The organism is Oxalobacteraceae bacterium OTU3CAMAD1 (genome assembly GCA_024123915.1).
GTDB lineage: Bacteria > Pseudomonadota > Gammaproteobacteria > Burkholderiales > Burkholderiaceae_D > Rugamonas.
Map to the genome: position 1 here is coordinate 6728890 of CP099650.1, position 19598 is coordinate 6748487.

Below are 19598 nucleotides of genomic sequence, written 5' to 3' on the forward strand. Positions count from 1 at the left end.
ACCGGCTCTGGTAGCAATCGGCACGCCGCAGGACATTGTCAGTGACACGATCCACTGTTAATCTTGAAGGCATTGAATCTGCCGGAGAACTCGTGAAAACCTACCATGGAAGCTGCCATTGTGGCGCCGTGCGCTTTGAAGCGGACATCGATCTAAGCCAGGGAACCTTGCGCTGCAATTGCTCGATCTGCACCAAGGTACGGTTCTGGCCGGCCATCATCCAGCCAACAGCGTTTCGGCTTCTTTCCGGCGAAGCAGACCTTACCATCTATCAGTTCCTGACCAAGCGGGACAAGCACCTGTTTTGCCGTCACTGCGGCGTTCGCTCGTTTGGCATCGGCAGCTCGCCGCGCTGGGGCGAATTCTATGCCGTCAATGTGACCTGCCTCGACGATGTCACGCCCGAAGAGCTGATCAACGCGCCGATCACCTATCTGGACGGCCGCAACGACAACTGGGAAACGCCGCCGGACGAAGTGCGGCACTTGTAGCCACCGCGCGAAAAACCGGCCGCATCAAACCGGCTGGCCGGTCCAGTTCTTCAGCAAGCCCAGTCCCACCGCCAGCAACGTCGGCCCGATGAACAGCCCGACGAACCCGAACGCCAGCACCCCGCCCATCACGCCCAGCAGCACCAGCACGAACGGCAGGCTGCTGCCCCGGCTGATCAGCAATGGCTTGACGACGTTGTCCACGCCGCTGATCAGGAACACGCCCCACACCAGCATGAACACGCCCCAGGCCACGCTGCCCTCGTTGAACAGCCACAGCGCCGCCCCGCCCCAGATCAGCGGCGGCCCCACAGGTATTAGCGAGAACAGGAAGGTTGCCACCGACAGCAGCGCCACGGCCGGCACGCCGGCGATCAGGAAGCCGATCGCCGCCACCACCGATTGCGCCAGCGCCGTGCCCAGCAGCCCGTACATGACGCCGCGCACGGTGCGGCTGACGGTGTCGGACACAGACAGGCTCTGCTCCGCGCCGATCAGTTTGTTCATCGCGTTCGACAGCGTGATGATGATGTTCTGGCCATCCCGGTACAGGAAGAAGCTCACGAACACGGCCAGGCTGACCTGGGCCACGCCGCTGCCCAGCACCATGCCGCCGCCCAGCAGGAAGTGGCGCGCCGGCTCCAGCATGCCCTTGGCGGTGTTGACCAGCTCGTCGCGGCTGCCCAGCAGCTTGCGCAGATAGGTGTCGATGATGTCGCCGACGATGGGAATATCCTTGAGCCATGCCGGCGGCGACAGGGCGCCCGTATCAAGGTCGCCCTTGAAGTGGTCGTAGAATTCGGAGGCGTTGTCGGCGATGTTCCAGGTGACAAGGGTCAGCGGCACGACGATCAGCAGGGTCAGGCCCACGCTCATGATGATGGCGGCCAGCCAGCGCCGCCCCTTGACGCGGTCGAGCAGGCGCAGATACAGCGGCCAGCTGGAGATGGCGATGGCGCAGGCGAACAGGATCGCGGCCAGGAACGGCCGCAGCACGAACAGGCAGCCGATCACCAGCAGGATGATGGCGGCGAGCCGGGTAAAAGGCTGGAAGCGCTGGCCCACGGGGTCCCCGCTCATAACAACAGTTGTTTGATATCGTGGACGATCGGCGCCGGACCCTGGTTATGGCGCACCAGCAGGCGCACCTTGCCGTTGCGGTCGAAGATATAGCTGGCGGCCGTGTGGTCGATCGAATAGCTGCCCGGCGTCTTGCCCTCCACCTTGGAATAGAACACCTTGAATTCCTTGGCGGTGGCGGCGGTCTGCTCGGGCGTGCCGTACAGGCCGACGAAGCGCTTGTCGAACGCCGGCACGTACTCCGACAACAACTCTTTCGTATCGCGCTCGGGATCGACGGTGACGAACAACACCTGCACCTGCCCGGCCTGCGGGCCCAGCTCCTTCATCACGGCCGACATCTCCGCCATCGTGGTCGGGCACACGTCCGGGCACTGGGTGAAGCCGAAGAACATCACCACCACCTTGCCCTTGTAGTCGGCCAGGGTGCGCGGCTTGCCGGTGTGGTCGGTCAGCGCGAAGTCGCGCGCGAAGGCGGCGCCGGTGATGTCGACGCTTTTGAACGTCGGCGCCGGCGCGGTTTTCTCGCCGCAGCCGGCCAACATCATGGAGACGGCCAGCAGGCCCAGGGCGAGGATTTTTTTCATAGTTTGATGTAGTGGTCCACCAGCAGCGCCGCGAACAGCAGCGACAAATAGATGATCGACCAGGTAAACGCCTTGCGGGCCACCAGGTCGGTGTAGTGACGGTAGATTTTCCACGCGTGGTGCAGGAACACGGCGTTGAGGATGACGGCCGACACCAGGTAAATCAGCCCGCTCATGTGCACCGCGAACGGCAGCAAGGTAGTGGCGGCCAGCGCGATCGAATACAGCCAGACGTGGAACTGCGTGAACTGCATGCCGTGCGTGACCGGCAGCATCGGCAGCCCGGATTTGGCGTAGTCGTCGCGGCGGTACAGCGCCAGCGCCCAGAAATGCGGCGGCGTCCAGACGAAGATGATCAGCACCAGCAGCCACGCTTCCATCGGCACCTCGTTGGCGATGGCGGCCCAGCCCAGCGCCGGCGGCATCGCGCCCGACAGCCCGCCGATGACGATGTTCTGCGGCGTCGACGGCTTCAAAATCATCGTGTAGATGATGGCGTAGCCGATGAAGGTGACAAAGGTCAGCCACATCGTCAACGGATTGACCATGGTGTACAGAATCCACATGCCGGCGCCGCCGATCACCGTGGCGAACACCACCGTCTGCATGACGGTGATGTCGCCCAGCGCCATCGGACGGCGCGCGGTGCGGGCCATGCGGGCGTCGATCTCGCGCTCGGCCAGGCAGTTGACGGCGAAGGCGGCGCCCGTCAGCAGCCAGATGCCGATGGTGGCCGCGACCACCACGCGCCAGTCCGGCAGTCCCTCGGTGGCGAGAAACATGCCGATGACGGCGCAAAACACCGCCATCTGGGTGACGCGCGGCTTGGTCAGCGCCCAATATTGCGAGGCGCGGCTGGGTGGTTTGGAAATGGCGGTGTGAGTGGTCATCAGGTGTGCTTATCGTTGCCTGACCGGCAAGATCTGCGGAAAAGCCGAGCCTGAAGCTGCTTTTTTGGCAAGATCGTACTGGTACTTAGCCTTGTAGTTTAACATGGTAAGCAGCAGGACCAGCATGGCCGCCCCGGCGTTATGCAGCACGGCGATGGTCAACGGGAAGCTCAGGTAAATGGTGGCCACGCCGCTGGCGATCTGCACCGCCAGCATGATGGCCATGCCGCGCGCCGTCTTGTGCAGCGCCGGGTGGTCCCACGCGCGCCAGGCCGTGTAGCCGGCCACCAGCGCGACGATGAAGCCCATGTTGCGGTGCACCCAATGGATCGCGGTCAGCGCCGAGAACGGCAGATAGTGGCCGGCGGCGGTCTTGCCCAGCTCGCGCCACAGGGTGAAGCCGTGCTCGAAGTCCATCTCCGGCACCAGCTTGCCGCCGCACAGCGGGAAATCGGTGCAGGCCAGGGTCGCGTAGTTGGTGCTGACCCAGCCGCCCAGCGCGATCTGCACCAGCAGGATCAGCGCCGAGACGGCGGCCAGCGCGCGGATGTTGCGCATCGCCGGCGGCGACGCCGTCACCGTGCGCACCGGCGAGATCAGCTGGTTCTGGCGGCCGCCGTACCACACCAGCAGCGCCAGCAGCCCCATGCCCAGCAGTAGGTGGATGGTGACGATCACCGGTTGCAGCTTCAACGTGACGGTCCAGGCGCCGAATGCGCCCTGCAGGCAGACGAAGAAAAACAGGAAGGTCGGCATGGCCGGCGCGTACTCGATGCGGGTGCGCTTGGATTTAATCCAGCGGTACCACGCCTGCGACATCATCGCCACGATCAGCACGCCGATCGCCATCGCCAGGTAGCGGTGGATCATTTCGATCCAAGCCTTGACCACGGTGACCGGGCCGGTCGGGCGCAGGGTTTCCTCGGCAACGATCTGGGCGTGCGCCAGGAAGGGGTTGGCGGCGCCGTAGCAACCCGGCCAGTCCGGACAGCCCAGGCCGGAATCGGTCAGGCGGGTGAAGGCGCCGAACACGATCAGGTCGAACGTCAGGAACACGCTGACCCACACCAGCTTGCGGTACTTGCTGGCGTCGGACGAGGTGTAGACCAGCGACAGCGGCAGCAGCGCGACCAGCAACGCCGTGACCGCCATTTGGATCAGGGTCATGTGCATGATGGCTATCCGATCGCGGAGGCTTTAAGCAGCTTGGCGAGATCCTTGTGGACCTTGCGCACTTTCTCGGTGTCGCTGGAAACGGCGCCTTTCGGGAAGCGCATCATCAGGTTGCCCAACGGGTCGATCAGGTAGACGTGGTCGGAGACCTTGTCGGCCGGCGCCGCTTTATCCAGCGGCAGCCACTTGTCGACCACGGCGGCGGGCGCGCGCAGCATGCGGGTGCCGTCGTTGACGCGCATCAGCACCGTATCGAGCGGCTCGCTGTCGGTGATCATCCACACGCGCTCGACGCGCTCCATGGCCTTGCCCTGCATGGTGCGCAGCTGGCGCATCGCGAACAGCTGGTCCTGGCATTCCTGCAGACACTCGGACGGGCCGACCTTGAGCATGATCCACTTGCCCTTGTAATCGTCCAGCGTGGCCGGCTTGCCGTCCAGCGTGGTGCTGGCCATCGGCGGGATCGGATACAGGCGCGGATCGATCAAGGTGCCGTAGTTGGTCACGCCGCCCTGGGGCTTGACCACGTAATACATGAAATACGAAGCGATCAGCGGCGCGGCGCACACGGCCAGCACGGCCATCAGCTTCCAGCGGCCACGGGAGGTTTGATTATTTGGCGGGTTTTGCACGTCTGAATCCGTTCACAACAAAGAAGACAACGGCCATCGCCGCCAGCGCGTACCACTGGAAGGCATAGCCCTGATGTTTTTCGACGCTCATCGCCGGCAGCGCCCAATCGCGCGCCATGCGGGTGTCGTCGCCGCCCGGCTTGGCCGGCGCGGTCTGCTGCAGCACGAACGGCTGCATCGTCAAGCCGCTCTGCTCGGCCACCTGCAACGGGCCGGCGTTCTGCACGATCGCGTTCGGCGCCAGCGGCGGCGCCGTACCCAACTGCATCACGCGATCCGGGTGCAAGCGCGCCACGCCTTCCAGCGTGACCTCGCCCGTGGGAGTTGTGTAGGCCGGCAGCTTGTCGTGCTGCGCCGAATCGCGCGGCAGCCAGCCGCGCTGGACCAGCACATGCATGCCCGACCCGGCGATTTTAAACGGCATCAGCACGTAAAAGCCGGAGCGGCCCTGGTAGGGGCGGTTATCCAGATACAGCGGCCAGTCGGCGACGAATTGGCCGGTCGCGGTCACGCGGCGGAATTCGACGGCGCCGGCGTCGAGCGCCTTTCCGTCGAGCACCAGCGGCCCGGCCAAGTTACCTTGAGCAAGTTTATCCTGTGCGGAGATTTTTTGCGCGGCGCGGCGTTCCTGCCAGTTCCCTGCCTGAATGCCGAGCGTCACCAGCAGCGCGGTCGCCGCGAACGGGATCAATTTAAAGCGGAAGCGAATAGGCATTACAATGGAGTCTCAATCATTTCACCGCCCGGTCCTGTCATGAAAATTGCTGTCGCCATCGCGTTCATCCTGATACTGGGCAGCCTGGGATCGGCCTTCTTCTTCCTGATGCGCGACAAGGGCAAAAACAACAACACCGTCAACGCGCTCGCGCTGCGGGTGGGCCTGTCGATCGCCCTGTTCCTGCTGATACTGCTCGCCTACAAGCTCGGCTACATCCAACCCACCGGCATCCGTACCTGAACTCCCGGAATTGCACTTAAAAAAATAGCCGCAGCGGGCGTTCCCGTCTGCGGCTTTTTTCGCCGCGACGAACCCGTCGCGGCATTATAACGCTGCGCCCTTACAGCCAGTACACGACAACGTACAAACCGAGCCAGACCACGTCGACAAAGTGCCAGTACCAGGCCGCGCCTTCGAACGCGAAGTGGTTGTCCGGCGTGAAGTGTCCTTTTAGTACGCGGTACAGCACCACCGACAGCATGATCGCGCCCATCGTGACGTGGAAGCCGTGGAAGCCGGTCAGCATGAAGAAGGTCGAGCCGTAGATGCCCGAGGTCAGCTTGAGGTTCAGTTCCGAGTACGCGTGCATGTATTCGTAGGCCTGGAAGCCCATGAAGATGGCGCCCAGCAGCACCGTGGCGAACAGCCAGATCGCGGTCTGCGCGCGGTGGCCGGCGCGCAGCGCGTGGTGCGAAATCGTCAACGTCAGGCCCGAGGTCAGCAGCAGCGCGGTGTTGATCGTCGGAATCGGGAACGGGCCCATCGTGCGGAAGGTTTCCACCGTGCCGGCCGGGCCGGTGTTGCCCCAGTGCGCGGCGAAGTCGGGCCAGATGAACTTGTGGTCGAGGTCGCCCAGCCACGGCATCGTGATCGTGCGCGCGTAAAACAGCGCGCCGAAGAAGGCGGCGAAGAACATCACCTCCGAGAAGATGAACCAGCCCATCGACCAGCGGTACGAGTAATCGATGCGCTGGCTGTACTGCCCCGCTTCGGATTCCTTGATGGCGTCGCCGAACCAGAAATACAGCACGGTGATGATCGCGGCCAAGCCGATAAAGTTGACCGGCATGCCCCAGGACGCGTCGTTCACCCAGCCGGAGGCGCCGACCATCGTGACGAGCAGCGAAATACCGGCGAACAGCGGCCATCTGGACGGACCCGGCACAAAGTAGTACGGCGCCGTGGCGTTGTGTGATCCGACCTGTGAACCGACATGTGAACTCATCTTCATCTCCCTAAATCATTTATTCGAGGATGCTACTTTTATTGTGCCACTACTAATTTGACTACCGTGATCAGCAAGCCGATGAAAACGGCCACGCCGATCAGGGCGGCGATAACGATGTGCAACGGATTCAGCTTGGCCGAATCGGTATCGAAATCGCTCTTCCTGCGCAAGCCGAAAAACGACCAGAACACCGCCCGCAACGAGTACAGGAACGACGCCTTTTCCTTGTTATCGGACGGCATTGTTAGCGCCCTCGCTCACCGCGGCGGTCTTGGTCGCGGTTTTGTCCATGCCGCCCACCTCGAAGAAGGTGTACGACAAGGTGATCGTCTTCACATCCTTCGGCAGCGCCGGGTCGATGAAGAACACCACCGGCATCTGCCGCGCCTCGTTCGGCTTCAGTGCCTGCTGCTTGAAGCAAAAACATTCGACCTTTTTAAAGTGCTGCATCGCGTTTTGCGGCGCGTAGCTTGGAATCGCCTGCGCCGCGACATCGCGGTTTTGCGTATTGACCACTTCATACGTCACCGTCGCCAGCTCGCCCGGGTGCACCGTCATGTTCGTCACCGTCGGGCGAAAGCGGTACGGCCCCTGCGCGTTGGCGTCGAATTCGATGACGACGTTGCGGGTCTTGTCGACCTGCGTGTTCTTGTCGAACTCGACCGTGCCGTCCTTCTGCGTCAGCACGTTCAGCCCCAGCGCTTCGCAGATCTGGCGGTAGAACGGATTGAGCGCGTAGGCAAAACCGAACATCACCACCGCGATGACGATCAGCTTGCCCAACAAGGTGCGATTCAATCCGCTGGTTTCGTTGTCCCGGCTCACGTCATCCCTTCACGGCTTAGCTCAACCACATCCGCTTGACGAACACGGACAGGAAAAAGAACAGCGCCAGCCCGGCCAATATCCAGGCGGTGCGCGCATTGTTCGGCTTCTTTTGCTCTGTCATGATATCCAACCGCGTTACTTGAACTGCGGTGGGGTTTCAAAGGTGTGGAACGGCGCCGGCGACGGCACGGTCCACTCCAGCCCTTCGGCGCCATCCCATGGCTTCGCTTCGGCTTTCTTGCCGCCGCGAATGGTCGGGATGATCACGCCGAACAGGAAGAACACCTGCGACAGCCCGAAACCGAAGGCGCCGATGGTGGCGATCATGTTGTAGTCGGTGAACTGCGCCGAGTAGTCGACATAGCGGCGCGGCATGCCGGCCAGCCCCAGGAAGTGCATCGGGAAGAAGGTGATGTTGAACGTGATCAGCGACAGCCAGAAGTGCGCCTTGCCCATCGTTTCGTTGTACATGTGGCCGGTCCACTTCGGCGACCAGTAGTAGAAGCCGGCGAACAGCGCGAACAGCGAGCCGGCCACCAGCACGTAGTGGAAGTGCGCCACCACGTAGTAGGTGTCCTGCAGCTGGATGTCGATCGGGGTCACCGCCAGGATCAGGCCGGTGAAGCCGCCGATGGTGAACACGAAGATGAAGCCGACCGCGAACAGCATCGGGGTCTCGAAGGTCATCGAGCCCTTCCACATCGTGGCGATCCAGTTGAAGACCTTCACGCCGGTCGGCACCGCGATCAGCATCGTCGCGTACATGAAGAACAGCTGCGACGTCACCGGCATGCCGGTGGTGAACATGTGGTGGGCCCAGACGATGAACGACAGGATCGCGATCGACGCGGTGGCGTACACCATCGACGCGTAGCCGAACAGCTGCTTGCGGGCGAACGCCGGCAGGATCTGCGAGACGATGCCGAACGCCGGCAAAATCATGATGTACACCTCGGGGTGGCCGAAGAACCAGAAGATGTGCTGGTACATGACCGGGTCGCCGCCGGCGGCCGCGTTGAAGAAGGTGGTGCCGAAGTGGCGGTCGGTCAGGGTCATGGTGATGGCGCCGGCCAGAACCGGCATCACGGCGATCAGCAGGTAGGCGGTGATCAGCCAGGTCCAGCAGAACATCGGCATTTTCATCAGGGTCATGCCGGGCGCGCGCATGTTGAGGATGGTGACGATGATGTTGATCGAGCCCATGATCGACGACGCGCCCATCAAGTGCATCGCGAAGATGGCCATGTCCATGCCCGGGCCCATCTGGGTCGACAGCGGCGCGTACAGGGTCCAGCCGGCGGCGGTGGCGCCGCCGGGGACCAGGAACGAGGTCGCCAGCAGCAGCGCGGCCGGCGGCAGCAGCCAGAACGAGAAGTTGTTCATGCGCGCGAACGCCATGTCCGAGGCGCCGATCTGCAGCGGGATCATCCAGTTGGCGAAGCCGACGAAGGCCGGCATGATGGCGCCGAACACCATCACCAGGCCGTGCATCGTGGTCAGCTGGTTGAAGAATTCAGGCTGGAAGAATTGCAGGCCGGGCTTGAACAGCTCGCTGCGTATCATCAGCGCCAGTACGCCGCCCGACAGCAGCATGACAAACGAGAACCACAGGTAGAGCGTGCCGATGTCTTTGTGGTTGGTGGCGAACAACCAGCGCGACAGCCCGTGCGGGTGGTCGTGAGCGTGATCGTGATCGTGTGCGTGATCCAAGGTGCTTGTGCTCATTTGTAACGCTCCTGATTACTTACGTGCAGCCATGACTTCGGCCGGTTGAACGATGTTTTCGGCGGCCTTGTTCGACCAGCTGTTACGGGTGTAGGTGATGACGGCGGCGATGTCGGTGTCCGACAATTGCTTCCACGCCGGCATCTCGGCCGGGTATTTGCCGCTCTTCTGGCCGTTCAACAGCACATGGATCTGATCGGCTTTCGGGCCGTTGACGATGGCCGAGCCGTCCAGCGGCGCGAAGGCGTTCGGCACGCCCTTGCCGGTGGCCTGGTGGCAGACCACGCAGTTGGCGGTGTAGACTTTTTCGCCACGGGTTTTCAGTTCGTCGATGGTCCAGGTCTTGGTCGGATCGTCGGCCAGCGCGGCCATTTCCTTTTTCTTGCCGTCGACCCAGGTCTTGTACTCGGCGTCGGTGACGACCTTGACCACGATTGGCATGAACGCGTGTTCCTTGCCGCACAGCTCGGAGCAATAGCCGCGGTAGGTGCCGGTGTGCTCGGCCTTGAACCAGGTGTCGCGCACGAAGCCGGGAATGGCGTCCTGCTTGACGCCGAAGGCCGGGATCGACCACGCGTGGATCACGTCATTGGCGGTGGTGACGATGCGGATCTTCTTGTTGACCGGCACGACGACTTCGTTGTCGACTTCCATCAGGTAGTTGTCGCCGCGCGCCTCGGTCGGCGCAAAGCCTGGCGCGCCCACTTGCGCGCGCGGGGTTTTCAGGTTCGACAGGAAGGAAATGCCTTCGCCGTCGCCCTTCAGGTAATCGTAGCCCCATTTCCACTGCATGCCGGTGGCCTTGATGGTGATGTCGGCGTTGGAGGTGTCCTTCATGCCGACGACAGTGCGGGTGGCGGGCAGCGCCATGCCGATGACGATCAGGAACGGCACCACCGTCCAGGCGATTTCAACGGCGGTCGATTCGTGGAAGGTGGCCGGCTTGTGGCCGAGCGACTTGCGGTGCTTGAAGATGGAATAGAACATCACGCCGAACACGGCGAAGAAGATGACCAGGCAGACCACCATCATCCAGGTGTGCAGGTCGTAGATTTGGGAAGCGATCTGGGTCGCGGGGGGCTGCAGATTCATCTGCCCGGGGACGGGTCCGCCGGTGCCGCCGGTCGCCGCGCCGTAGGTGCCTGCCGCCGTCTCCGCCGCCCACGCTGGGATACTGGCTGCCGTCATCGTCAGCCCGAGCATCAACGATTGAAGTCGCTTCGCATGTGTCATGTTTTCCCCAACCACCCAAGAAATTAAAAAATATTTTTTTAACGACTCCGGATTTCGGTGAACTGAACCGGCGCCGCTCCTTAAACAACTTCAGGCCCCATGCCAGCCACGTTTGAACAACTTCTTCAACGCGACCCCGGCGGGACCTTGAGACTTTGAACGTCGTCCCTACATACTGCTTACGGACAACATAAAAGCCTGATTATGCTTAATTCAACTGCTTGTTCTTGTTCGTTCTGACTGCTTTCGCCTCGCGTCGGTGGGTTATAGCTGGCGACGTGACATGCTGGCAAAATTAGTCAATGATTATATATAACAACAACGGCGCACATCAACAAATAATCCATTTTGCAACTCTTCCGTCCCTCACAGCGCACTCAGCTTTACCACAGTGCGAAATGTTAAACGGCAGGTGAAACAGCCGCAAACCCGCTACTGGCGCGGCTTGCGGGGCAGATCGAAGCGAATAATGGCTTCACCTTTGGAAGTCACTTTCGGCGCCGGCCGGAAGGCGTGGCCGTAAATCACCTCGAAGGTCAGTCCCAGCTTGCCGTCCGGACGGCGGGTCTTTTCCAGCGCGTCCAGCATGCGTTGCCAGGCGTGTTTGCCCATCAGTCCCCTGCCCACCGTCCCCAGCGGATTTCCGCCCAGGGCGCGCACATCGGCCAGCAGCGCCTTGGGCGTGTCGTAGGTCACGGTGATCACTTCCATATCCAGCACCGGCGTCGAGAAACCAACCTCCACCAGTTGGTCGCCGAAGTCGTGCATATCGACGAACGGCAGCGCGTGCTGGGCCAGGTCGGCCTCGGCGAACGCCGCGCGCAACTCGCGGAAGGTATCGGGACCGAAGCAGGAAAACATCAGCAGACTGTTTACACGCAACACCCGGCGCCATTCGGCGAACACGCGATCCGGTTGGGGATGCCAATGCAGGGCCAGATTGGACCACACAAGGTCGACGGAGTTCGGTGCCAGCGGCAATTCAGCGAAATCCCCGCACATCAGGTCGACGCCGGTCTTGGATGGCAGCAGTTTGCTCAGCAGCAGGTTCAGCGACGATTGCCTGGTCGCCTGGCCTTGCGCGGCGCGCAACTGCGCCTCGGCGGAATCGATGCCGAGGATCTGCGCGGCCGGGTAGGCTTTTTGCAACAGCGGCAAGTCGGCGCCGGCGCCACAGCCGGCATCGAGCACGCGCTGCGGCGCGATCTTGATCAGTTCCAACCGGTCGAACATGCGCGACGACACTTCGCGGCGCAGGAAATCGGCCGGGGCAATGCGTTCAGGGCGGGAAAATAGCGCGCGCACACGCTCCAGATCGATAGGCGCACTCAGTTTGGGTGGATTTGCGGGCACATGCATCGTGGGGTGGTCTGTAATGCGATAATGTCGGCAGTGTACATGGTTGAACGCGAATGCGACGCCTACGGCCCGCGTTTTTTGCCGGGAGCGTGGCATGCGTGGCAAGCTGATCGAAGAAACAACAGCCACTGGCGGCGGCGGCGCCGGCCCGACCGGCCGTCTGCTGCGGCGCACCAGCGCGAGAGTCTTGCGTGCGTTGCTGCCGACCTCCTGCGCGCTGTGCGGACTGGGAAGCGACGACACGCTCTGCCCGGACTGCGCCGCACAATTTTTCGGCGCCAATGTCGCCATCGCGCGCTGCGAATGCTGCGCCAACCCGCTGCCCGGCGCAAGCGCGGCGGCGGAACACAGCGGGCAAGTTTGGGCCGATAAACAGGCAAGCGGACAGCCCGGGCGCCGGCTGTGCGGCCTGTGCGCCACACATCCGCCGGCCTTCGACGTCACCTTGACGGCGGCGGACTACGCGATGCCGGTCGATCAACTGGTGCTGCAATTGAAATTCGGCCACCGGCTGGCCTTGGCGGCCCTGTTCGCGCGCCTGCTGCGCGACGCCGTGTTGCAGCAGCCCGGCTTCATCCTGCCGGCGCTGATCTGTCCGGTGCCGCTGGGGCCGCGCCGGCTGGCCGAGCGCGGCTACAACCAGGCGCTGGAAATCGCCAGGCCGCTGGCGCGCAGCCTCGGCGTCGCGCTGCATCCGCGCCTGACGGCCAGGGTGCGCGAGACGACGGCGCAAAGCAGCGTCGCGCCGGAGCATCGCCAGCGCAACATCGCCGGCGCGTTCGCGGTGCCGGACGCCGCGCTGGTGCGCGGAAGGCATATCGGCATCGTCGACGACGTCATGACCAGCGGCGGCACGCTGGACGAGCTGGCGGCAACATTAAAGCGCCATGGCGCAGCGCGCGTCAGCAACCTGGTGTTCGCCCGCACGCCGCCACATTGAATTGCGCATTGAATATTGTAGGTTTGAGGAGAACATTTTGTTTCACGTCGTGCTGGTCCACCCCGAAATTCCGCCGAACACCGGCAACGTCATCCGTTTGTGCGCCAACACCGGCGCGCAGCTGCACCTGATCGAACCGCTGGGCTTCCCGCTGGAGGATTCCAAGATGAAGCGTGCCGGGCTGGATTACCACGAGTACGCCAAGATGAAAGTGCACGCCGACTGGCAAGCGTTCCTGGCGGACCTGCAGCCGGACCCGTCGCGCATGTTCGCGATGACCACGCACGGCTCGTCGCCGTTCGCGCAGGCCAGTTTCCAGCCGGGGGATGTGTTCGTGTTCGGCTCCGAAACCAGCGGCCTGCCGCCGGCGCTGCGCGAAAATTTCCCGCCGGCCCAGCGCATCCGCTTGCCGATGCGCCCCGACAACCGCAGCCTGAACCTGTCGAACACGGTGGCGGTGGTGGTGTTCGAAGCGTGGCGCCAGAACGGCTACGCCGGCGGCGCATAGCGGCTAATTAGTTACCGTATAAATACCGAGGAGACACGTAGGGCGGATTAGCGTAGCGTAATCCGCCATGCATGCGTGGCCAGCGGCTCATAGATGGCGGATTACGGCTTCGCCTAATCCGCCCTACGTGTCTCACCGGTAAGGCGTACGATCCAGGCCTGGATCAGCGGCGTCTTGCGACATACCGCGCCAGCGCCAGCGCGGCCGTGCCGACCGCGCTGACGATGACCGTCGAGGCGGCAAACAGCGCGGGCGGATTGCGCATGCCGAGCACATCGGCGGTGAAGGCCAGCGCCACCGCCGCCATCAGCTGCGCCGGCAGCATGAACCGCAACTGCCGGAAGGCGACCGGATCGCCACGCTGCCACAGCCGCCACGCCACATACGTCACCGGCCCCCACAGCACGCCGATGAACGCCAGCACCGCGACGGCGATTAGCAGCAGCCTCATGCCGGACGCTGCGCGCGCACCTTGGTCAACAGCTTGGTGGTCGACCGGTCATGCTCGAAGTCGATCGCGATCGCTTGCCCGCCGTAGGCCAGCACCGCTTGACCCTCCGGTATCGCATCCATCCGATAGTCGCCGCCCTTGGCGTAGATCTCCGGCCGCGCCTGCTGCACCACCTCCAGCGCCGTGTCCTCGTCGAAATCGACCACCAGGCTGACCGATTCCAGCGCGGCCAGCACCGCCATGCGGTCGCCGCAGTTGTTCAACGGCCGGTCGTCGCCCTTGCCCAGCCGTTTCACCGAGGCGTCGGTGTTGGCGGCCACCACCAGCGACGCCCCCAGCGCGCGTGCCTGCGCCAGATACGTAACATGGCCGCGGTGCAGGATGTCGAATACACCGTTGGTCAGCACCACCGGCTTGGGCAGCGCGGCCACGCGCGCGGCCAGTTGTTCACGGGTGCAGATCTTGTCTTCAAATTGGGGCATGTGGGTCTTTTCGATGTGATTACTTGGGTTCTTCGTCTTGCGCTTCCGCTTCGATCTGCATGCTGAGCGCGTCGGCGCCGGCGCGGCCCTCGCCGGTCTGGCCGGGCTCCTTGCGCTCGCCGCGCAGCTTGATCTGCAAGCGCAGGCCGTTGGCCGAATCGGCGTTGCGGATCGCCTCTTCATAGCCGATGTAGCCCTTATTATAAAGTTCGTACAGCGCCTGGTCGAACGTGCACATACCCAGCTCGCGCGATTTGTGCATGATTTCCTTGATCGACTGGAAATTGCCCTTGAAGATCATCTCGGCGATCGTCGGTGTATTCAAAAGAATTTCAATCGCCGCCTTGCGCCCCTGCCCGTCTTCGGTGCGCACCAGCCGCTGCGAAACGATCGCCCGCAAGTTGGACGACAAATCCATCAGCAACTGGTTGCGCCGCTCCTCCGGGAAGAAGTTGATGATGCGGTCCATGGTCTGGTTGGAGTTGTTCGCGTGCAAGGTGCCCAGGCACAGGTGGCCGGTCTCGGCGAACGCGATGGCGTGCTCCATCGTCTCGGTGTCGCGGATCTCGCCGATCAGGATCACATCCGGCGCCTGGCGCAGCGTGTTCTTCAGCGCGTTATGCCACGACAGCGTGTCGACGCCGACCTCCCTGTGCGTGACCAGGCAGCTCTTATTCTTGTGCACATACTCGACCGGGTCTTCCACCGTGATGATGTGGCCGGCCGAATTGGCGTTGCGATAATCGATCATCGCCGCCAGGGTGGTCGACTTGCCGGAACCGGTACCACCGACCACCAGCACCAGCCCGCGCTTGGTCATGATGACGTCCTTCAACACCTCGGGCAGGTCGAGCTTTTCGAATGTCGGGATCTCGGAGGCGATGGTGCGGATTACCATCGCTACGTTCTGCTGCTGCACAAACACATTGACGCGGAAGCGGCAAACCTCCGGCAAGGAGATGGCGAAGTTGCATTCCAGCTCGGCCTCGAACTCGCGCTTTTGCTTCTCGTTCATGATCGACAGCGCCAGCGCACGCGTGACGCTGCCCGTCAGCTTTTGCTGGCTCAGCGGCTTCATCGCGCCCTGCGACTTGATGCTGGGCGGGAAATCGGCGGAAATGAACAAATCCGAGCCGCCCGTATGGTGCATCACTTTCAACAGCTTATGCAGGTAGGCTTGCGCCTCTTCCGGTCCGAATGTCGTGGACATACACCCTTCTTTCTCAGGTTTGCGCCGCCAAGGTGCATTATATCGACACCATTCCGCTACAATGCCCTTTGTTGTCCCACAATTATTGCATCTGTACATTGCCTGTGTTCAAATAGATTCATGACTCTGACCGAACTGAAATACATAGTGGCCGTTGCGCGAGCGAAACACTTCGGGCACGCCGCCGAAGCTTGCTACGTCGCGCAGCCGACGCTGTCGGTCGCCATCAAGAAACTCGAGGACGAGCTGGGCGTGGTGCTGTTCGAACGGGGCGGCGCCGAGATCTCGGTCACCCCATTGGGCGCGCAAATCGTCGCCCAGGCCGAACGCGTGCTGGAACAGACCGCCGCGATCAAGGAACTCGCCAAACAAAATAAAGACCCGCTGGCCGGCCCGCTGCGCCTGGGCGTCATCTACACCATCGGCCCGTACCTGCTGCCGCCGCTGGTCAAGGGCATGATCGATAAAGTGCCGCAGATGCCGCTGATCCTGCAGGAGAACTTCACCGTGCGCCTGCTGGAAATGCTGCGCCAGGGCGAGCTCGACGCGGCCATCATGGCGCTGCCGCTGCCCGACCACGGCATGGCGATGCAGGCACTGTACGACGAACCGTTCGTGGTGGCCATGCCGGCCCAGCACCCGTGGACCAAGCGCAAGACCATCCCCGCCGACGACCTCAAGACCGAAAACATGCTGTTGCTCGGTAACGGACACTGCTTCCGCGACCAGGTACTGGAAGTATGTCCCGAAATGGCGCGCTTCTCGGCGCCCGGCAACGGCATGCAGCGCACCTTCGAGGGCTCGTCGCTCGAAACCATCCGCCACATGGTCGCCAGCGGCATCGGCCTGACCGTGCTGCCGCGCGCCTCGGTGCCGGACATGAACACCACCGAAGGCATGCTGCAGTTCCGCAACTTCGACGCGCCGCAACCATCGCGCCGCGTGGTCATCGTCTGGCGCAAGAGCTTCACCCGCAAGGCCGCCATCGACGCCGTCTGTGAAGTCGTCGCCTCCTGCAACCTGCCCGGCATCACCACCCTCTGCGACGAGGAATAACCCACGTTTCCCCCGCCATCAGCGACCGTCCGGGAAAGATTTGCGATAATGCCCGTCTTTCCCTTCTCGCGATGCAATCGATGAACAAGCTGCAGCTGTATTTCCGCCTGGTCAGACTGGACAAACCCATCGGCACCTTGCTGCTGCTGTGGCCGACGCTGTGCGCGCTGTGGCTGGCCTCCGACGGCAAGCCGGACTGGATGCTGGTCGTGATTTTCTCGCTCGGCACCCTGCTGATGCGCTCGGCCGGTTGCGCGATCAACGACTACGCCGACCAGGATATCGACAAGCACGTCAAGCGCACCGCCCAGCGTCCCATCACCAGCGGGCGCATCAGCGGCAAGGAAGCGCTGGCCATCGCCGCCGGGCTGGCGATCGTCTCGTTCTGCCTGATCCTGCCGCTCAACGCGCTGACCAAGCAGTTGTCGGTGGCGGCCGTCATCATCGCCGGCACCTATCCCTACTTCAAGCGTTTCTTCGCCATTCCGCAAGCCTACCTGGGCATCGCCTTCGGCTTCGGCATCCCGATGGCGTTCGCCGCAATCCAGGACACCGTGCCGCCGGTGGCCTGGGTGCTGCTGCTTGGCAACGTGTTCTGGGCGGTCGCCTACGACACCGAATACGCCATGGTCGACCGCGACGACGACGTGAAGATCGGCATCAAGACCTCGGCCATCACCTTCGGCCGCTTTGACGTCGCCGCCGTCATGCTGTGCTACGGCGTGCATCTGGCGCTGTTGCTGGTGTGCGGCTTGCAGCTGGGCTTGGGATTGTGGTTCGTTGCCGGCCTGGCGGTGGCCACCGGCATCGCGCTGTATCACTACACCTTGATCCGCGCACGGGAGCGCGACGCGTGTTTTTACGCTTTCCGCCATAATAACTGGCTGGGCGCAGCGGTGTTCGCGGGTATTGCCGTCGATTACGCGCTGCGCTGAAACGATAGCCCCAGCGCAACGGCGCCATGCACTTGGCGCCTGCACCGGCTATCCCATTCAACGAGCGACAGACAGGAGGTCATCACCATGGATCAAACTCATCAGAACGGCAACGGCATCTCCGACGGCCAGGCCGCCAGCGGCGCGGCGCGCGACAAGTTGATGGACGGCTTGAAGACCGCCATCGGCGAGGCGGAACATTATCTCAGCGATGCAGGCGAGCAAGTCAGCGGCAAGGCTTCCGAGGTCCGCGCCCGCTTCGAGGACACGTTGCGCACCGCCAAGACGGACCTGCGCAAGCTCGAGGACAGCGTCATCGCCCGCAGCCACGAAGTGGCGCAAAGCGCCGACATCTATGTGCGCGACAACCCGTGGAAAGCGGTCGGCGTGGGCGCAGCCGTCGGCGTGCTGCTCGGCATCCTGGTGTCGCGCCGCTAACCGCGGCCCGGTGGTTCGGGCGCGCCTTAACTAAACGCGACGCCCTTGTTCGGGCGCGACCTTAATTGGCCGCGCCCAGCTCGTCGCCCATCTCCTTGCCGCGCGCGGCCGCCGCCTTCACCGCCTGGACGATGGCCGCCTTCACGCCGCTCTGCTCCATGCTGGTGAGCGCCGCGTAGGTGGTGCCGCCCTTGGACGTCACACGCTCGCGCAGCAGCGCGACCGGCTCGCTCGACTGGTTGGCCAGCTGCGCCGCGCCGGCGAAGGTGGCCAGCGCCAGCTGCGTGCCCTGCTCCGCGCTCAGGCCCATGTCCACGGCCGCCTGCTGCATCGCCTCGATAAAGTAGAACACATAGGCCGGACCGCTGCCGGACACGGCCGTCACCGCGTCGATCTTCGATTCGTCGTCCAGCCATACGGTGGGGCCGACCGCGCGCAGGATGTCGTCGGCGGCCTGCTTCTGCCCGGCGCTCACGCCGGCGGCGGCGACCATGCCGGTGATGCCCATGCCGATCAGCGCCGGCGTGTTCGGCATGCAGCGCACGATGGCGCCGTAGCCGCCCAGCCAGCGCGCCAGGTCGGCGCTGCGGATGCCGGCCGCGACCGACACGATCAAGGTCTGCCTGGCCTGGTCCAGCAGCGGCAACAGCTGCGCCGCCACCTCGCGCATGCTCTGCGGTTTGATCGCCAGCACGATCACGTCGGCCGCGCCGAGGGCGGCGTCGGCGGCGGTGGCCGTCGTCACGCCGTATTGCTGCTTCAGTTTTGCCAGCGACTCCGGATTCGGATCGACCACATGGATGTCCGCGCCGGCGGTCAGCTTGCCGGCCAGGCCGGCGATCAACGCGGAGGCCATGTTGCCGCCGCCAATAAATGCAATCTTCATATCAAACCTTGTTGTAAGTTCGTGATCCAAAAATGGCGCTGCCGACGCGCACGATGGTCGCGCCCTCGAAGATCGCCGCGCGCATGTCGGCCGACATGCCCATCGACAGCGTATCGAGCGCCAGGCCGTCGGCGCGCAGTTGCTCGTACAGCGTCCGCAGGCGCGCGAACGCGGCGCGCTGCCGTTCGAATTCCACGGCCGGCTCGGGGATCGCCATCAGGCCGCGCAACGTCAGATTCGGCAACGCCGCGACCTTGTGGGCCAGCGTCGCCACCTCCTCCGGGGCGACGCCGCTCTTGCTGGCCTCGCCGCTGATATTCACTTGCAAACAGATTTGCAGCGGCGCCATGCCGGCCGGGCGCTGCTCGGACAGGCGCTGCGCCACCTTCTCGCGCTCGACCGTGTGCACCCAATCGAAATGCTCGGCGATGGGCCGCGTCTTGTTGCTCTGGATCGGCCCGATGAAATGCCACTCGAGCGGCTCGGGTTGCGCGCTCAACGCCGCGATCTTGTCGAGCGCCTCCTGCAGATAGTTCTCGCCGAAAGCCCGCTGGCCGGCTTGCACGGCCTCGAGCACGGCTTCCGGACCAAAAGTCTTGGACACGGCCAGCAGCTGCACCGTGTCCGGCGCGCGGCCGGATTCTTGGGCGGCGGCAACGATAGTCGCGGTGATTGCTTGCAAGTTTTGGGGGATCGGGGACATAATCATCGAGTAAAAGACAGCGGTAAGCGTCATCACACCAACGCC

At 63.3% G+C, this 19598-nt stretch carries 25 protein-coding genes; 7 read left to right on the forward strand and 18 right to left on the reverse strand.

The window, feature by feature from the left end:
* Positions 1-92: 92 nt before the first annotated feature.
* Positions 93-491, forward strand: a complete 399-nt coding sequence (locus NHH88_28725; protein ID USX13590.1) for a GFA family protein — start codon at positions 93-95, stop codon at positions 489-491.
* 24 nt (positions 492-515) lie between these two features.
* On the opposite strand, the gene NHH88_28730 is transcribed toward NHH88_28725, so the two are convergent.
* Genes NHH88_28730 through NHH88_28755 form a run of 6 tightly spaced genes read right to left on the reverse strand, consistent with a single transcriptional unit; the run spans position 516 to position 5568 of the window.
* A complete protein-coding gene (locus tag NHH88_28730) occupies positions 516-1571 on the reverse strand; it encodes an AI-2E family transporter (GenBank protein USX13591.1) in 1056 nt (351 codons plus the stop codon).
* Entirely contained in the window at positions 1568-2158 is a 591-nt protein-coding gene (locus NHH88_28735) for an SCO family protein (protein USX13592.1), read from the reverse strand. The genes NHH88_28730 and NHH88_28735 overlap by 4 nt, the downstream gene beginning before the upstream one ends.
* Complete coding sequence (gene cyoE / locus NHH88_28740) at positions 2155-3048, reverse strand: heme o synthase (protein USX13593.1); 894 nt, start codon at positions 3046-3048, stop codon at positions 2155-2157. Before cyoE ends, NHH88_28735 begins: the two co-directional genes overlap by 4 nt.
* A gap of 9 nt (positions 3049-3057) precedes the next feature.
* Positions 3058-4221, reverse strand: a complete 1164-nt coding sequence (locus NHH88_28745; protein USX13594.1) for a COX15/CtaA family protein — start codon at positions 4219-4221, stop codon at positions 3058-3060.
* A gap of 5 nt (positions 4222-4226) precedes the next feature.
* The gene (locus NHH88_28750) at positions 4227-4805 is read right to left on the reverse strand and encodes a cytochrome C oxidase subunit I (protein ID USX17465.1); all 579 of its coding nucleotides are present in this window, start codon (positions 4803-4805) and stop codon (positions 4227-4229) included.
* A 28-nt stretch (positions 4806-4833) separates the two neighbouring features.
* Complete coding sequence (locus NHH88_28755) at positions 4834-5568, reverse strand: SURF1 family protein (GenBank protein USX13595.1); 735 nt, start codon at positions 5566-5568, stop codon at positions 4834-4836.
* Positions 5569-5607: 39 nt separating this feature from the next.
* On the opposite strand from NHH88_28755, the gene NHH88_28760 reads away from it, so the two are divergent.
* Entirely contained in the window at positions 5608-5811 is a 204-nt protein-coding gene (locus NHH88_28760; protein USX13596.1) for a twin transmembrane helix small protein, read from the forward strand.
* Positions 5812-5911: 100 nt separating this feature from the next.
* Here the strand turns inward: NHH88_28760 and NHH88_28765 are convergent, their stop codons facing one another.
* The 7 genes from NHH88_28765 to NHH88_28795 form a co-directional block, all read right to left on the reverse strand.
* Positions 5912-6796, reverse strand: coding sequence for a cytochrome c oxidase subunit 3 (locus NHH88_28765; GenBank protein USX13597.1), 885 nt, complete (start codon positions 6794-6796; stop codon positions 5912-5914).
* Positions 6797-6834: 38 nt separating this feature from the next.
* Entirely contained in the window at positions 6835-7041 is a 207-nt protein-coding gene (locus NHH88_28770) for a DUF2970 domain-containing protein (GenBank protein ID USX13598.1), read from the reverse strand.
* On the reverse strand, positions 7028-7624 hold the full coding sequence (locus NHH88_28775; protein ID USX13599.1) for a cytochrome c oxidase assembly protein: 597 nt from the start codon (positions 7622-7624) through the stop codon (positions 7028-7030). Before NHH88_28775 ends, NHH88_28770 begins: the two co-directional genes overlap by 14 nt.
* Before the next feature lie 16 nt (positions 7625-7640).
* Positions 7641-7748: a cytochrome oxidase small assembly protein gene (locus tag NHH88_28780; GenBank protein USX13600.1), complete on the reverse strand. Its 108-nt coding sequence runs from the start codon at positions 7746-7748 to the stop codon at positions 7641-7643.
* Positions 7749-7762: 14 nt separating this feature from the next.
* Positions 7763-9352 carry a cytochrome c oxidase subunit I gene (gene ctaD / locus NHH88_28785; GenBank protein USX13601.1) on the reverse strand — a complete coding sequence of 530 codons (1590 nt, stop codon included), beginning with the start codon at positions 9350-9352 and terminating at the stop codon, positions 7763-7765.
* 15 nt (positions 9353-9367) lie between these two features.
* Complete coding sequence (gene coxB / locus NHH88_28790) at positions 9368-10585, reverse strand: cytochrome c oxidase subunit II (protein USX13602.1); 1218 nt, start codon at positions 10583-10585, stop codon at positions 9368-9370.
* A 432-nt stretch (positions 10586-11017) separates the two neighbouring features.
* Positions 11018-11944, reverse strand: coding sequence for a methyltransferase domain-containing protein (locus NHH88_28795; protein ID USX13603.1), 927 nt, complete (start codon positions 11942-11944; stop codon positions 11018-11020).
* Positions 11945-12038: 94 nt separating this feature from the next.
* Between NHH88_28795 and NHH88_28800 the strand changes: the two genes are divergently transcribed.
* Both NHH88_28800 and trmL read left to right on the forward strand, forming a co-directional pair.
* Positions 12039-12884 (forward strand): ComF family protein, encoded by an 846-nt coding sequence (locus NHH88_28800; protein USX13604.1) that lies wholly within the window; start codon positions 12039-12041, stop codon positions 12882-12884.
* A 37-nt stretch (positions 12885-12921) separates the two neighbouring features.
* Positions 12922-13392 (forward strand): tRNA (uridine(34)/cytosine(34)/5-carboxymethylaminomethyluridine(34)-2'-O)-methyltransferase TrmL, encoded by a 471-nt coding sequence (gene trmL / locus NHH88_28805; protein USX13605.1) that lies wholly within the window; start codon positions 12922-12924, stop codon positions 13390-13392.
* 163 nt (positions 13393-13555) lie between these two features.
* On the opposite strand, the gene NHH88_28810 is transcribed toward trmL, so the two are convergent.
* Genes NHH88_28810 through NHH88_28820 form a run of 3 tightly spaced genes read right to left on the reverse strand, consistent with a single transcriptional unit; the run spans position 13556 to position 15475 of the window.
* Entirely contained in the window at positions 13556-13843 is a 288-nt protein-coding gene (locus NHH88_28810) for a hypothetical protein (protein USX13606.1), read from the reverse strand.
* Positions 13840-14325: a D-glycero-beta-D-manno-heptose 1-phosphate adenylyltransferase gene (gene rfaE2 / locus NHH88_28815; protein USX13607.1), complete on the reverse strand. Its 486-nt coding sequence runs from the start codon at positions 14323-14325 to the stop codon at positions 13840-13842. Before rfaE2 ends, NHH88_28810 begins: the two co-directional genes overlap by 4 nt.
* Before the next feature lie 19 nt (positions 14326-14344).
* Positions 14345-15475 (reverse strand): PilT/PilU family type 4a pilus ATPase, encoded by a 1131-nt coding sequence (locus tag NHH88_28820; protein USX17466.1) that lies wholly within the window; start codon positions 15473-15475, stop codon positions 14345-14347.
* Positions 15476-15655: 180 nt separating this feature from the next.
* Between NHH88_28820 and NHH88_28825 the strand changes: the two genes are divergently transcribed.
* The 3 genes from NHH88_28825 to NHH88_28835 all read left to right on the forward strand — a co-directional run bounded on the left by NHH88_28825 (position 15656) and on the right by NHH88_28835 (position 17964).
* On the forward strand, positions 15656-16591 hold the full coding sequence (locus NHH88_28825) for a hydrogen peroxide-inducible genes activator (GenBank protein ID USX13608.1): 936 nt from the start codon (positions 15656-15658) through the stop codon (positions 16589-16591).
* An 80-nt stretch (positions 16592-16671) separates the two neighbouring features.
* Positions 16672-17526, forward strand: coding sequence for a 4-hydroxybenzoate octaprenyltransferase (ubiA, locus tag NHH88_28830; protein ID USX13609.1), 855 nt, complete (start codon positions 16672-16674; stop codon positions 17524-17526).
* Positions 17527-17613: 87 nt separating this feature from the next.
* The gene (locus NHH88_28835; protein USX13610.1) at positions 17614-17964 is read left to right on the forward strand and encodes a DUF883 domain-containing protein; all 351 of its coding nucleotides are present in this window, start codon (positions 17614-17616) and stop codon (positions 17962-17964) included.
* A 61-nt stretch (positions 17965-18025) separates the two neighbouring features.
* Here NHH88_28835 and proC read toward each other — a convergent pair whose 3' ends face one another.
* Together proC and NHH88_28845 are read right to left on the reverse strand one after the other, a co-directional pair.
* Positions 18026-18850: a pyrroline-5-carboxylate reductase gene (gene proC / locus NHH88_28840; protein ID USX13611.1), complete on the reverse strand. Its 825-nt coding sequence runs from the start codon at positions 18848-18850 to the stop codon at positions 18026-18028.
* A gap of 1 nt (position 18851) precedes the next feature.
* A complete protein-coding gene (locus tag NHH88_28845; protein ID USX13612.1) occupies positions 18852-19553 on the reverse strand; it encodes a YggS family pyridoxal phosphate-dependent enzyme in 702 nt (233 codons plus the stop codon).
* Positions 19554-19598 lie beyond the last annotated feature (45 nt).